The sequence below is a fragment of the Sphingomonas natans genome (genome assembly GCF_030546695.1).
Classification (GTDB): domain Bacteria; phylum Pseudomonadota; class Alphaproteobacteria; order Sphingomonadales; family Sphingomonadaceae; genus Sphingomonas_I; species Sphingomonas_I natans.
The window spans coordinates 269,892-283,994 of the sequence record NZ_JAUOTP010000003.1 but is presented as its reverse complement, the minus strand read 5'-3'; the positions used below and the strand labels follow the sequence as shown (position 1 = coordinate 283,994).

Annotated in this window: 14 protein-coding genes; 7 read left to right on the top strand and 7 right to left on the bottom strand. The window is 62.5% G+C overall.

Annotated features, from left to right (window positions below):
- The first annotated feature begins 2 nt into the window (after nt 1-2).
- Complete coding sequence (locus tag Q4F19_RS08120) at nt 3-1,199, top strand: serine hydrolase domain-containing protein (protein ID WP_303541429.1); 1,197 nt, start codon at nt 3-5, stop codon at nt 1,197-1,199.
- A gap of 298 nt (nt 1,200-1,497) precedes the next feature.
- Here the strand turns inward: Q4F19_RS08120 and Q4F19_RS08115 are convergent, their stop codons facing one another.
- Both Q4F19_RS08115 and Q4F19_RS08110 read right to left on the bottom strand, forming a co-directional pair.
- Nucleotides 1,498-2,220 carry a LamG-like jellyroll fold domain-containing protein gene (locus tag Q4F19_RS08115; RefSeq protein WP_303541427.1) on the bottom strand — a complete coding sequence of 241 codons (723 nt, stop codon included), beginning with the start codon at nt 2,218-2,220 and terminating at the stop codon, nt 1,498-1,500.
- 175 nt (nt 2,221-2,395) lie between these two features.
- The gene (locus tag Q4F19_RS08110) at nt 2,396-3,232 is read right to left on the bottom strand and encodes a helix-turn-helix transcriptional regulator (protein ID WP_303541425.1); all 837 of its coding nucleotides are present in this window, start codon (nt 3,230-3,232) and stop codon (nt 2,396-2,398) included.
- Nucleotides 3,233-3,328: 96 nt separating this feature from the next.
- On the opposite strand from Q4F19_RS08110, the gene Q4F19_RS08105 reads away from it, so the two are divergent.
- The 4 genes from Q4F19_RS08105 (at nt 3,329) to Q4F19_RS21460 (ending at nt 8,345) form a co-directional block, all read left to right on the top strand.
- Nucleotides 3,329-4,231 carry an SDR family oxidoreductase gene (locus Q4F19_RS08105; RefSeq protein WP_303541423.1) on the top strand — a complete coding sequence of 301 codons (903 nt, stop codon included), beginning with the start codon at nt 3,329-3,331 and terminating at the stop codon, nt 4,229-4,231.
- A 239-nt stretch (nt 4,232-4,470) separates the two neighbouring features.
- A complete protein-coding gene (locus Q4F19_RS08100) occupies nt 4,471-4,707 on the top strand; it encodes a hypothetical protein (RefSeq protein WP_303541421.1) in 237 nt (78 codons plus the stop codon).
- A 189-nt stretch (nt 4,708-4,896) separates the two neighbouring features.
- Nucleotides 4,897-7,683, top strand: a complete 2,787-nt coding sequence (locus Q4F19_RS08095) for a TonB-dependent receptor domain-containing protein (protein WP_303541420.1) — start codon at nt 4,897-4,899, stop codon at nt 7,681-7,683.
- Between the two features lie 434 nt (nt 7,684-8,117).
- Nucleotides 8,118-8,345 carry a hypothetical protein gene (locus Q4F19_RS21460; protein WP_431312378.1) on the top strand — a complete coding sequence of 76 codons (228 nt, stop codon included), beginning with the start codon at nt 8,118-8,120 and terminating at the stop codon, nt 8,343-8,345.
- A 3-nt stretch (nt 8,346-8,348) separates the two neighbouring features.
- Here the strand turns inward: Q4F19_RS21460 and Q4F19_RS08090 are convergent, their stop codons facing one another.
- Nucleotides 8,349-8,831, bottom strand: a complete 483-nt coding sequence (locus Q4F19_RS08090) for a helix-hairpin-helix domain-containing protein (protein WP_303541418.1) — start codon at nt 8,829-8,831, stop codon at nt 8,349-8,351.
- A gap of 2 nt (nt 8,832-8,833) precedes the next feature.
- A complete protein-coding gene (locus tag Q4F19_RS08085; RefSeq protein WP_303541416.1) occupies nt 8,834-10,255 on the bottom strand; it encodes a beta-propeller fold lactonase family protein in 1,422 nt (473 codons plus the stop codon).
- Nucleotides 10,256-10,594: 339 nt separating this feature from the next.
- On the opposite strand from Q4F19_RS08085, the gene Q4F19_RS21455 reads away from it, so the two are divergent.
- Nucleotides 10,595-10,867: a c-type cytochrome gene (locus Q4F19_RS21455; RefSeq protein ID WP_431312387.1), complete on the top strand. Its 273-nt coding sequence runs from the start codon at nt 10,595-10,597 to the stop codon at nt 10,865-10,867.
- A gap of 75 nt (nt 10,868-10,942) precedes the next feature.
- Here the strand turns inward: Q4F19_RS21455 and Q4F19_RS08080 are convergent, their stop codons facing one another.
- From Q4F19_RS08080 to Q4F19_RS08070, 3 genes are all read right to left on the bottom strand, one after another.
- Nucleotides 10,943-11,572 carry a hypothetical protein gene (locus Q4F19_RS08080; RefSeq protein WP_303541414.1) on the bottom strand — a complete coding sequence of 210 codons (630 nt, stop codon included), beginning with the start codon at nt 11,570-11,572 and terminating at the stop codon, nt 10,943-10,945.
- A gap of 22 nt (nt 11,573-11,594) precedes the next feature.
- Nucleotides 11,595-11,900 (bottom strand): hypothetical protein, encoded by a 306-nt coding sequence (locus Q4F19_RS08075; RefSeq protein ID WP_303541412.1) that lies wholly within the window; start codon nt 11,898-11,900, stop codon nt 11,595-11,597.
- 112 nt (nt 11,901-12,012) lie between these two features.
- On the bottom strand, nt 12,013-12,282 hold the full coding sequence (locus Q4F19_RS08070; protein ID WP_303541411.1) for a GlsB/YeaQ/YmgE family stress response membrane protein: 270 nt from the start codon (nt 12,280-12,282) through the stop codon (nt 12,013-12,015).
- 211 nt (nt 12,283-12,493) lie between these two features.
- Between Q4F19_RS08070 and Q4F19_RS08065 the strand changes: the two genes are divergently transcribed.
- Nucleotides 12,494-13,981, top strand: coding sequence for a PAS domain S-box protein (locus Q4F19_RS08065; protein ID WP_303541409.1), 1,488 nt, complete (start codon nt 12,494-12,496; stop codon nt 13,979-13,981).
- Nucleotides 13,982-14,103: the final 122 nt, after the last annotated feature.

The window sequence follows — 14,103 nt, the reverse complement described above, 5'->3', positions numbered from 1 at the left end:
GGATGGTCGCGATGCTGGGCCGTCATGGGATGCTATCGGCCGCGCTCATCGGGCTGGTGAGCCTCGCTCCCGCCACCTGCGTCCGGGGCAAAGCGACGCAGCCACCCGCGAACGCCATCGCGCTTGCCCTCCAGCCTTCGGTGGACGCCGGGCAGATTGCCGGCGCCGTGGGATTGGTCGCGACGAGCGATCGGATTCTGGAAAGTGCCGCGGTCGGCGTGTCGAATCTCGCGACGCACCGCCCGATGCGGGCGGATGATATTTTCTGGATCGCCTCGATGTCGAAGCCCGTTGCCGGCATCGCGCTCGGCATCCTTCGCGATCGCGGCGCGCTGAACTTCGACGATCCCGTCAGCCGGTTCGTTCCGGAGTTCGCTGCCGTTCGCGATGCACGCGGCGCGCCGCTCACGCTGCGCGAGCTGATGACGCATACCGGTGGGCTCGGCGAGCAAATGCATCGCCCGCCCCACCAGACGCTCGCGCAGACCGCAGCGATGGCCGCCAGGACGCCTCTCGCATACCCGGTCGGCGCGCGCTGGTCCTACTCGACGCTCGGCATCGATGTGCTCGGGCGGGTGATCGAAGTGGCGGGCAAGATGCCGCTCGACACCTTCCTCGAAAAGGAGATTTTTCGTCCGCTGGGCATGAAGCAGACATGCTTCTGGCTGTCTCCGTCCGAACTGCCCCGCTATGCCCGGAGTTATCGGATGGGCGATGACGGCACGCTCCAGCCTGCGAAGATCCCCTACCTCTATGATACCGACCCCACCGACAAGCAGCGACCACCCTTGATCGGTGCGGGCCTGTTCTCGACGGCCGGCGATATTGCCAGACTCTATCAGATGCTGCTCGGGCGAGGCGCACGCGAGGGCGCTCGGATACTGCAGCCCGAAACGCTCGCCGAACTGGCACGCAATCAGACCGGCGACTTGGTGACGAGGCCGGGAATGTCGTGGGGACTGACCTTCAGCGTCGTCGAGGATCCCGGCAAGCTCGAGGGCAATGTAACGCTATCCCCCGGCACGTTCGGTCATGGAGGCGCCTTTGGAACGGCGAGTTGGGTCGATCTCAAGGCGGGTGCGGTCTACGTCCTGATGCTTCAGCGCGCCGAGCTGCCGAATCCCGACAACTCCCAGATGCGTATTGCCTTCCAGACTGCGGCCGCCGGGATCGTGCGAGCCTCGAAGCGGGGCCAGTAGGCGGACTATACGCATCGACCGCGGATCGCTCTTGCGGGGGCTGCGGTGGTTGCCGCCCACGCTGTTACCCCTAGCAGCGCGCGAAGGGCCCGCGGCGGAGCCCGCGAGCTTCCCGTCGCAACCGCTCCGACCACCCGGATCTGCATCGACGCGCGAGAACATGGCGCGAAGGCCAACGGCGTCACGAACGAAACGAGCGCAATCCAACAGGCCCTCGATCGATGCGGAGATGGCCGAGGGCGAGAACATACTCGCAGGGGTGTTTCGCTTACCGGCTTACCTCGCCGAAACTCAGCATTCAGCTGTGTGCCAGCGGTGCCGTGGCTTTTGGAAGAGCGAATTGGGTCGACGCGAGCGCTTCGGTGGCGAAGCGAATCTCTCGGACGGCGCCGCGGAAGAATGCTACGTGATTTAAGCGCATGCCGATCGACGCCTGACCCGGTCCTTGCGGGACGAACGGCGTATCCACCTCCATCTGCAGGTCACCATTGACGAAAGAGCGATAGGTCTGGCCGTCGTAAGTCTGGGCGACATGGTGCCATTCCCCGACGGGATAAGTCTTGGTTGGCGCCATCATCGTCTGGCGATAGCCTGCGCCCGTCATGAACGCGTCGAGATACCAACGATCGCCGACAACTCGGATCTCGAAGAGCATGCGCGTGCTTCCGGTGCCAGGCGCCACCGACGGTGTCTCGGCGGATTCTAGGTGGAACCAGCGTTGCTCAAATGCGCCGCCCTCCGGCCGAAACAGGGCTTGGACCGTGAACCGTTCTGCGCCGGCGAGCGGATGCTCTCCGACAATCAGCGCATCATCGACACCATCGAAGCGCGTCGCTGGCCCCCAAGGGCTATCCATAAGACGGGGAGCCCCAACGAGCTTCAGAGGCTCGCCGGCCACAGTCTGCAAATCGTCAAAAGTCCAAAGCTCTCGTCGAACGGGTCGAGCTGCCTGTGCGGGCACGAGCGCCCCAGCGACGCCCAGTGCCAACGGCCCGGCAATAAACACTCGTCGATCGATCATCCTGCTTCCTCGTTCGGCCGAATTGCAACACTGCTGAACCCTGCATTCGCGATACTGCAGCGCTCCGACATCCCGAGCCAGCCTGGCGCCGGGGTCCGGCACACGCAGCATGCCCTCCATTACGAGGGCGCCGCCCCGCCTCTAACTGTTCGCAACTGGCCATCGTCGATACCAGTCAGCCTTCGCGGACGTCTAGCAACACGCACAGTCGCTCGGCGTCTGCTGGCGATGCGGGGTTGTAGACAATCATCCCGAGTTCGGGCCGCCCCTCGACGGCGAATGAGGAGAATTCCATCGCGAGCAGGCCTACATCAGGATGACGAAGACGTTTAATGCCCTCGCCATGCGCGACCACGTCATTGTCCTGCCATAAAGTTTCGAACTCGCGACTGGTGCGGGAGAGCTCGGCTACAAGTTCAATAACCGCAGCGCTGTTGGTGGCGCCCGCGCGCGCTACGTCAGCGCGAAAGGCACCAACGACGAAGCGCGCCATGCTGTCCCAGTCCTCATTCCGCGCACGGACATGATCGCTGCCGAACATCAGGCGGAGGATGTTGCGTTTCTCGCGGGGCAGCTTGGCATAATCGGTCAGAAACAGTGTTGCCGCCCGATTCCAGCCAACGACATCCCACATGGAAGTCTTAATGATCGCCGGGCTCATCACCATTCCGTCGAGCACGCGCTGGAGCCGAGCGGTGATGCCGTCGACCGGCTGGTAGCGCGCCTCAGGCGGACGGCCGAGACCAAGCATGTAGAGGTGCTCGCGCTCCGGCTCGGTCAGCATCAAGCCTTTGGCGATGCGGTCAAGTACGTCCGCCGACGGTGCGCCGCCACGGCCCTGCTCAAGCCAAGTATACCAGGTCGGGCTGATGTTCGCGCGGCTCGCAACTTCTTCACGGCGCAATCCGGGCGTCCGTCTGCGATCGCCGCCGAACCCGAACGCTGCCGGGTCGAGGCGGGCCCGACGATCGCGCAGATAGGTGCCGAGCTGATTGCGCGCTTCGGTAGCCATGATCGATCCTGTTGGACGTTATACCATGATAACATCACTACTTTAACACGTTAAGCGACGCCGCGATATGCCGATCCGTTGTATAGGAGATTTCATATGCGCGTGTTCCTGACCGGGGCGAGCGGCTTCATCGGCTCGCACGTCATTCCCAAACTACTCGGACGCGGGCATCGCGTGCTCGGCCTTGCCCGGTCTGATGCTGGTGCCCGTCAGCTCGAAGCGGCCGGCGTCGACGTCCATCGCGGCGATTTGGAACAGCCCGAGTCGCTCGCCAGCGGCGTGGCTGCCGCGGACGCGGTAATTCACTGCGCGTTCGACCATAATTTCGCGACCTTCTTTGAGAATACCAAGAAGGACGAGCGCAACATCGCCGCGATGGGCGAAGCGCTGGAAGGAACCCACAAACCGATCTTGATCACGTCGGGGGTCGGCATCGGCACGCCGCTGAATGGGGGCTCCGCGACGGAGGACGTGCTCAACCCGCAGCACGCTAATCCACGCATCGCCACCGAGCTCGCCGGCGCGGCGCTGACCGCGCGGCGTATCGACGTGCGCACCATCCGGTTGCCACAGGTGCACGACGCTACCAAAGCCGGACTGATCACACCGCTTGTCACCGAGGGGCGTCGCGCTGGGGCGGTGGCCTATGTCGGCGAAGGAAATACGCGATGGTCGGCGGCACACGTCAGCGATGTCGCGAAGCTCTACGTCCTCGCGCTGGAAAAGGGCGAGCCGGGAGCGCGATATAATGCGTCAGCAGAGGAGGGCGTTACTGCTCGCGCAATCGCCGAGGCGCTTGGAAAGGGAACCGGGCTTCCTGTTCGATCGATCGCGGCTGATGAAGTCGAGCGCTACTTCGGCTGGATGGCTCCCTTTGCCGCGCTTGACATGGTCGCGTCGAACGCATGGACGCGCGCTCGGCTGGGATGGGAACCGACCGGCCCCGAGCTTCTTACCGACCTTGCCGCCATGGATTACGTATCGCTCAGTGAGGCCTGACGGAGGGCCGTTCCCGCCGGATCGCCAGGCCGGCGGGCAATGGTTTCATGTCCAGCGCCTGGCCGAGCTCAGACCGCCGGGGCTGACCCGATCGTAAAGGGCGACGCCGGCCGGCTGAGAAAAGCCTCTCCGCGCCTAAAGCGTCTTCGCTCTCACCCGGGGCCCACGACGTGGACGCTGTCTACTTTGTCGTCTTACAAAAGTGTGGCGGGCTGATGCGGTCATTCCCGATGCCGAAGGTGGACATCACCACCGCAAGATCTACCGCAGAATGTGAGCAGCTGATTGCAAAAGGCAAGATGATTGCCGCTCAGCAAAGCGACCACGCGCGTCCGGCGTATGGCGATCTCTCAGCCTGTGAGCGCGCGCCCGGAGATCCGTTTGACAAGGTATGCAGGCCCGGATCAGCTATCTCCAAGAAACCTATCAGAAAGTTCACCGCTAATAGGGCGGGCGTGAAAAGCAAAACATACTGAAACAGCAGACCTCGTAAGAGGCAGTCTAAACAGGGAGGATGGATGATGAAATCGAGCGCATATCTGCGCCTGACCGGCTCAACGCTCGCGCTTACTATAGCGTCGGCGTGGGGACAGGGCGTCTTTGCACAGATGGCGCAATCTGCACCGGCAGAAACCCCTGCTTCTTCTCAAACCACATCGGTTGCGATGACCGGAGCAGACGAGGATATCGTCGTCACCGGCACGAGCATCCGCGGCGTCGCGCCGGTCGGCTCGAACCTGATGGCCGTCGCGCGGCAAGAGATCGACCAAACGAGCGCGCAGACTGTGCAGCAGATCCTGCGCACCGCGCCGGCGATCACGGGCTCAGGCTCGACGCCCCAGGGGGGCAATGCGGGCAATTCCTTCTATGCGCCGACGATCCACGGTCTCGGCTCCAGTTCGAGCAACTCGACGCTTGTATTGGTCGATGGTCACCGCATCTCGCCCGGGAGCCAGCAGCAGCAGCTAACCGATCCCAACATCATCCCACCCATCGCACTGGAACGGGTCGAGGTGCTAGCCGAGGGTGCATCGTCTACCTACGGCTCTGACGCGGTTGCAGGCGTGGTCAACTTCATCACCCGCCGCAACTACGACGGCGCGATGGCCACCGGCCAGCTCGGCTTCGGCGACGGCTACCGCACCTATAATGCCGGGTTGTTGTGGGGCACCAAGTGGGACACGGGCAGCGTCATGCTCGCCTACAATTACTCGCGGCGCAGCGCGCTGGCATTCTCCGACCGTGATTATTTGAACCGGGATCACACGGCCCAGGGAGGCACGAACTTCGGCAGCTTCTTCTGCTCGCCAGCCGCCATCCAGCCGCAGGGCGTCTCGACCATCTATCTCTCGCCGACATCGACGACGAGCATCGCCAATACCGCGGCGAACTCGCCCTGCCAGAAGGTGTCGACCGGCGACATCTTCCCGCGCGAGATCCGCAACAACGCGATGCTCAAGATCCGTCAGGGCGTCGGCGAGAATCTTACGGTCAGCCTCGATGCCGTCTATTCGCGCGTCACCAACAAGCAGAACGTGCCGCGCGGCACGCTGACCGCTACCGTCTTTCGCACCGGCGCACAGGCCAACCCCTTTTACGTCAACCCGCCGGGCGTGTTGGCGGGCACCGCTGCCGGCGACCGTCAGCAGGTGCGCTGGGATGCCGACGAGCTGCTCGGGCCCGGCGCCTACAGCTTCAACAACGCGGTCGATTATTATGCCGACGCGACATTCGAATATAAGATCGGCAGCAACTTCCGTATCACGGGGCTCGGCCTGTATGGTCGCGAGGACAGCTATGTTGGCGATCAGGGCCGGCTATGCGTCAGCTGCGCCAATCTGGCGCTGAACGGGACGACCAATGCGGGCGGCAGCCTGACCCAGCCCTCAATCCCCGGCACGACGACGATCGTCACCTCGCTGCCGCTGACCGCCGCGAATGCGCTGGACGTGTGGAACGGTCTAGCCGGCAACCGGACCGCGGCGGCAGTGCTCGCGCGGTTGACGGACAACAGCACCCAATCGCGCTGGTATTATTCGATCCGGCAGTTTCGCTTGGGCACCGACGGCACCTTGTTCGATCTACCCGGCGGTGCGGTCAAGATCGCCGCCGGCGTTGAATATGTCCACTATGGGCTCGACATAAACCGGACACGGCCGAACAATACAGGCCCCTCGACCTCGGGCTCTGAATTCTTCAAGCTCAACCTGAGCCGGAACGTCAAATCGTTTTATGGTGAACTGCTTGTCCCGATCATCGGTCCATCGAATGCGCTGCCCTTCGTCCAGTCGCTCGATCTCAGTCTCTCCGGGCGCTACGATCGCTATAGCGGCATCGGATCGACCAAGAACCCGCATGTGGCCTTGGCGTGGGGCGTGGTGGACGGGCTGAAGCTGCGCGGTAATTATTCGCGCTCCTTCGTCGCTCCACAATTGACCAGTGTCGGTGATCGTTCGCAGGGCGGGCTCACGAGCTTCAGCGGCTATGGCGCTTCCAATACCACACTGATCGTGCCCATCTCCAGCTTCCCGCTGGCTGCTCAAATACCGGGAGTCACCTGCACCGCCACGACGTGCACCGTGGGCGCCAGCGTCAACGGCATCTCGCTGAACGGCGGCCCGGCGGATCCACGGCCGGGCAAGGGCATCAGCTGGTCGCTCGGCGTCGATTTTCTGCCTCGCTTCCTGCCCGGTTTCCGGACGAGCGTAACCCTGTTTAATAACAAGCTGATCAACCAGATCAGCGGCACAAGCGTCTCCAACGCAATCAACAGCGCGGCGCTGAATAGCAACCTGCAATTCTTCCCCAACGGCGCCACGCAGGCTGATATCACCGCCGTCGCAGGCTCTTTTCCGCAGACGTCGGTCATCCCGTCGCCGATCTACTACATCGTCTCGGTCAGACAGCAAAACATTCTCAACCTGAATATTCAGGGCCTCGATGCGAGCGCAAATTACGATATTCCGACCCAGAACGCGGGCACGTTCCATCTCGGCGGATCGATCACATATTTCACGAAGTTCGACCAGAATATCAAAGGCGGCGCGACCTTCAGCGTCCTCAACACGACAGGCTTTAACAACACGTTCCCGTCGATCAAGACGCAGGCGCGCGGCGATCTCGGCTGGGACATCGGCAACGTCTCGGCCAACGTATTCGTCAACTATGTCGGCGGATATCGAAACTGGTCGAGCGCCACGGTCCTGCCGCTGGTCAGCGCTGGCGGAATTCCGACCAGCGGCGGCGACAAGGTCGCCGGCAACGCCACGATCGATCTCAACCTGGCGTACAACTTCAAGAGCGGAGTGCTCGACGGCACACAGATCTTCCTCGACGTGACAAATGTGTTTGATCGCGATCCGCGCTTCTACAACAGCGCCAACGGCTACGATCCTTATTCGGGGAACGTCATCGGCCGTGTCACGACGGTAGGCTTCCGCGCCAAATTTTAAGCGCGAGTCCTGCTCGTCTGGCGGCTGGGCCGGCAAGGTGGGCTTTGTAGCCGCGATGGCGGCGGTACCCAAGGGATGGGAATGAACAAGCCGCCCTGCCAGACCGGTCCTGCGCGCATGGCCTTGCGAAGTCTTGCGCTGGGCCTAGGGTGCGGGCGGGTGCGGCCGAGGTGCAGACCCGGCGCGCCAACGACATTGTTGTGACCGGACAGTCGGCAAGCGATGCACGAGGCCTCGACAAACTGCCGGGCGGGCTGATCGACACTCCGCAGGCGATCAGTCGAATCGGGGAAGAGGTATCCAGCGGCAGGGCTCACCACACTCACGGACGCCGTGCGCTCCATACCAGGGATCAGCCTCGGCGCGGGCGAGACGAGTTGGCAGGGCAATAACCTGGTCCTGCGTGGTTCCCGACGCGCAACGACAGTTGCTCGATGACATGCGCGATTGCGGCTATTATTTCCGCGATCCGTTCAACGAAGCCTCGATTGAAGTGCTCAAAGGGCCGAGTTCGGCTCGTGCGCGATGCAGTTTGCCGGGAGATGCTTCATGCTCTGGACCAAACAACCCAGAGTATCGCCAAGCGTCTTGCAAACGACCCCGCGCTCGCCGAATTCCATGGTCATTATCACAACTTTCTCAGGCAGTGGGCCGAGCCCTGACCTTCAGAAGCCGATCCTCCTCTTCCGTGCCTCTAGCTGTCCTGAGGGAACCCCGGCAACGGTCGCGAGATCGGCGATGGACGCGAATTTGCGCGTCTCTCGGCGCGTGACGACGGCATCCGCGCTGGCGGCCGGGATGCCGAGGATCGCGGCGATATCTTCGGCCGCCGCCTCGTTCACGTTGAGCGCGGTGAGCGAGAGGTAGAGATAATTGGAGATCCGCTCGAACTGTTCGTCGGTTCCTTTCGCGCCACGCTCCGCCATAGAACGGACCGTCTCCTGCCAATCGGCATACGAGCGGACATTGTCATCGATGAGATTGACGGGATGGCAGGCGCCGCAGACCGCAACGAGCGCCTGCCTGTCCTTCGGATCGGGATCTCCGATCGGCTCGAGGTGCGCCGCCGGCGGGGCGGCGGTCGTGCGCGCAAAGCCGATCGCCGCGAGGAGCATGAGGGCCGCCGCGCCCCGCATTGGCCACGCCATCGTCAGCTCCTCGGCTTGGTATTGCCCAAATTGTCCTGCTCGCCAAAACCATTGCCGAACTGGTTGACAACGCGCTGCAGCTTGCCGTCTCGGAAGCTCATGTCGAGCAGCTTTTCGGCATACATGGGCTTGCCATATTCATCGTTCATCGAGCCGACGATTTTGCGCGTCCTGGCATCAATAATGTCGCCAGAGGACACGTAGATAAGCTTGCCGTCCAGCCCGGGCGTCAGCCAGTAGACACCGTGCGTCGGCTTGATCGTTGCGACTTCGACCGGTGTTTCCTTGGTGTTGTCGAAGATATGGATCAGATTGTTTACGCCGTCCGCAACCCAAACTTCGGTTTCGTTGTTGACAAGTGCGATGCCGTGGCTCGGGCAGCCATGCGGGATGCGCGGCTTGGGCGTCGCGTTCCACTTGGTCTTCCAGTCGCCCGCCACTTCAATGTGGTGCGTGATCTTGCCGGTTGCGACGTCCGCGATCTCGAAGCCGTCGAGATTATTCGTATTGGAATAGATCTTGGTCGCGTCGTGGTTAAGGACGAACACGCGGATATGATCGCCGAAGGTGATGTTCTTGACGAGCTTACCGGTCGCGATGTCGCTGATCGTCATGACCGGATTGTTCGGTGACATGAAGGCCAGCTTGCCGTCGGGACTCAAATTGAGGTTGTGCGCACCGGGGCTGAGCGGCGCTGCGAGCTTATGGAGCAATTTGCCGGTTCGCGGATCGACGACGTACCAATAATCCTTGAGATCGGACCCGACGACGAGATATTTGCCGTCGGCGGTGACCTGGGGACGTTCGCAGCAGCTGCCGTCGAGCTCGGTGTCCCACACCTTCTTGTCGGTCGCGAGATCCCACGCACCGAGCCGGCCGCGGGCCGAGACGTACATCATGTTCGTGATCGCGCTTGCTGTGAAGCCAGCGACCTGTTCCGGGCTCACGCTGCCGGCATAGTCCCACGTCGGGATGCGTTTGACGAAGATATTGTCATTGCCGGCATCCAGCACGACCACGCCGACGCCGTTCCGATAGCCCGGCGCCTCTAAGCTCCCCGGGAGCGCGACATAAACGAGATGCCGATCGCGCGGTCGAAAGGATTCGTTAGGCGCACTGCGCATCGGCGAGGTTTTTGGCGGAAGTGGCGGCGCAGATGCATTTTGCGCGTCGGCCTGACACCAGATCAGGAGCGCGCCGCAAATTCCGGTGCCTACTCGCGCTAGGCTTTTTGCCCTCATCATACTCTCCGTTCTTATCGTCTGGCTTCGATGGCCAGCTCGCAAAAGTCCTGCCGTTAGGGGCGTGGTGAAACGCGGTATCTCCCAAACGGTGCCGATGATGGATTGAGAGCGGAAAGCCGAGCATTTGCAACGCAAAAGGTTTGGCTCGCCGCACAGTCTCTCATTGAATGAGACTGCCATCACCTGACGCGGCTCTGATCAACGGCCTAAGCCGCATTCGGTCGCCGGACAGGTGAGGCAAATTCCAACCCAAAAGCCATTCCCTTTGAAGAGATGCTATGCGGCCGTTATTTTCTGATTTGTTGCCGACGCCCAACTTTTGGCCCGCTCAGGTTCGTTCTCATGCCGGTGCACGGCGGCGTCTCATCCTTTAATTGTAGTGCAACATTGCCCCTTCGTGCCGTCGCCGGTTAGACATTGATCGTTTAAAGCAATGGAATTGGGACATGAAGCGATATCTCGATGCTGACGGCATTGACCATCTTCATCATCGCGCATCGCTCTGCCACCTAGGACCGCATCTCATCCCTGACGCGGGCTGCGGATTTCGTCGCTGCAAAACACCATTTTGCGGGCACCTGCGGTGGCTGTCACGGATCGACGGCGTTTGGCGGCGATCGGGCCCCGGCGCTGATCGACAATGCCACTCTCCGTCAGCTGAATGCCGCCGGCATTGTGGCCATCATTACCTCGGGATCGCTGCGCGCCATGCCTGCTTTCGCCTCTCGTCCCGCGGATCAGGTGACGAAGATTGCTGCTGATGAGGTCGGCCGGGGGAGAAATCCGTACTGACGGATCGCCAGGGCGTAGGCGCGTCTTAAGCGAATGATGCGTCAGGGCGAACCTCACCCTGACGCAACGTTTAGTTCAGGAGCGATCCGAAGCTGTTGCCGTTGTGTAACGGCCGCGCTCTCGATCGACCTCGTCGCTCGTATAAGCGGGGGCGTCAGCGTCGAATGTCGTCCAACCGGACTCGCGATAGGCTGCACTGCGCGCTGACATATCGACCGCCCGGGTGCGATCCAGGACCGCCTCGGCCTGGGCCGCCTGATCGTCCGGAACCTTGGCGCTGACGAGCGTACCGCCGCGACGGACGCCCTCTGAGTAGACGTTGGCCTCCTCGTCGGTGTGGCCTGCAGTCTTGAGCGCGCCCACGAGGCTACCGGTGGCCGCGCCACCGACCGCGCCGATGCCGGCGCCCGCCGCCGTGGCGGCCAACCAGCCGGCCGCGACGATCGGACCCAGGCCGGGAATAGCGAGAAGCCCAAGCCCGGCGAGCAGACCGCCTGCGCCGCCGAGCAGCGCACCCGTCGTAGTGCCGCGGGTGACATCGCCGTCGTCGTTGACGCCGTCGTGATCGTCGGTGCCGTGACCGCCATGCGCATTGTTCGCGACAATACTGATGTTGCTATGATCGATGCCAAACGCCTCGAGATCACGAACCGCGGTCGTGGCGTCGCTATAGTCGTCGAAAAGACGCGTAATTGTCTTGGGCATTATCGTTCTCCGAGTATCGGGATCAATGGACGGTTACGTTGCCCTTGTAGTCGAGCCCGACGTTGACCTTGCCGCCGTCCTTGGAAGCCATGCCCTGCCAGACGCCGTTCTTATTCTTGGCAAGCTTACCGACGTTTGCGTAGCCGGCCTTCTCAATCCGGCCCCGCGCCTGCGACTCCGTGAAGGAGTTGCGGCCATCGGCAGCCATCTTGGCCGTGCGCGCGGTCGCGTCCTTCACGACAGGATTATGCGAGCCGGTATTAGCCTGGGCGAGTGCGCCCGTTGCCAGCATGGTCGCCATCGCGGCGACCAAGATCTTCATGTGCATCTGTCTCTCCTGTTACTCACGTTCCATTGTCGCGAGCTGGGCGGCCCAACGATCGACAGGCGGGAACGGCGCCTACGCAAAGCTACCGATGATCCTGAGCGTCAGCGGCCGATCAGCGAACCGAGCCGCGACGAACCAGATTGATGATCGCGAGCAGGACGATGGCGCCCAGGAGCGAGACCAGGATTGTCTGGATGTTGATGACGCCGCTCGTAATCGGCGCGCCGCCGATCAGCGGCGTGACGACGAACCCAGCGATGAGCGCGCCCACGATGCCGACCACGACATTCAGAACGACGCCCTGTTGCCCGTCAGTCCGCATGATCATGCTGGCGACCCATCCGATGAGTCCGCCGACAATGAGAAGGATGATGAGACCCATGATGTCCTCCATTTCCCCAAGCCGCACAGCGGAATGCCGCGCGCCCTTGGTTGGTTGGACCGCATCAACAGCCCTACGGCCCGGACGTTCATTGCGCGTTCGGAGCAGGGGCTCGGTGCTTGATCTGGTTGTCACGGCTGTGTTGGTAGATTTGTCGTATGCTAGGAGCGCGAAAGGGGGAACGCACACGCTCCTCGAACCTTGACGCGTCATGACGGATGATCTCATCGGGCGGCCTGGTTCGCCGACGCTTCGCCACCTCGAACAGCTGATGTCGGGGCTCACGGCGGGGGTGATCCTCGTCGATCCGTCCGGCGTGTTGATCAATGCCAATGGCGCGGCGTTGCGGATGCACGGCGTAGCGTCGCTCGAGGAGCTTGGGGCAACTGCCGACGATTACTGCCTGCGCTTCTGCCTGCGCTATCGAAACCACCACCGCCTGACGAAGCGGGAATATCCCATCATGCGCATGCTTGCGGGGGAGAGCTTTCCCGATCTAGTGGTTGAGGTCGCACCGATCGGTACCAACGAGCCGCGCTGGACGCATACAGTCCACGACGTTGTGATGGACGAAGATGGCGGCGAGCCCGACTGCCTCGCGCTCGTCATTCAGGACGTGTCCGAACGCTACGATGCGGAAGCGCGGTTCGAGGCGATGTTCCAGGCAAACCCGGCACCGGCGCTTATTGTGCGGCTCTCCGATCAACGCTTCATCCGCGTCAATGCGGGCTTTGCCGATCTGTGCAGTTGCCCGCGCGATGCGATCGAAGGCCGGCATTTGCGCGATCTAGACATCCTCGCGCATGCGGAACGGCACGCGTTTGTTGCGGAGCGTCTCGCGAGTGGCGCGACGATCCCGCAAGTCGAGTCCGAGCTGCCGCTTCCGGATGGGTCGACGCGGCTGGTCATTCTCGCCGGGCAGCCGATCGAGGTCGCCGACAAGCCCTGCATGCTGTTTACGTTCGCGGATCTCGAACCACGCCGGAAGGCAGAGCACGCCCTCAGGTCGAGCGAGCATCGCTCGACGACCATGTTCCGACTGGCTCCCGTTGCCATGGTGGTGACGTCCGGACCCGACAACCGCATCGCCGAGGTCAACGAGGCTTTCGTGCGCATGTCTGGCCACGCCGCCGGCGAACTCGTCGGTCGGAGCGTCGACGATTTCCAGCTATGGAATGACGCCGCGTTGCGCCGGTCGATGGAAGAAGAGATCGAGCGTCGCGGTGGTGTTCGGACATGCGACGTTCGCGTCTTGCCGAAGGACGGCAAGCCGATCGACTGTCTCGTCTCAGCGGAGGCGATCGACGTGAGAGGTGAGCGATGCGTGCTCTGGCTCTATCAAGACGTGACGTCGCGACGGCATAGTGAGCTTGAGCTCGTGCAAGCGATCGACGCCGTGATGAAAGATGCCAGCTGGTTCAGCCGCTCCATCATGGACAAGCTGGCGACGCTTCGTGGACCGGGCGGTGCGACGGTCCCCGCCGTTGCGGAGCTGAGCAAGCGCGAACGCGAAGTGCTGGAGCTGCTTTGCGAAGGTCTGGATGACAAGACAATTGCCAGCGTGCTCGACCTGTCCGGGAACACGGTCCGCAATCACGTGTCGCGCCTCTACGCGAAGATCGGGGTGAACCGCCGTAGCGCCGCCGTAATTTGGGCCCGAGAGCGAGGGATCGGCGGCCGGGTCGGCGAAGCACGTTGACGCCCAAGCATCGGCACGGGTTCGCGGGCTGATGGCGTGAACGCTAGCTAGGTCGAATGGGCGCCAAAAGCCGCGAACTTTGCGCAGCTGCCTTTTGAAGAGCGTCCGCAGTCGGGAAACTG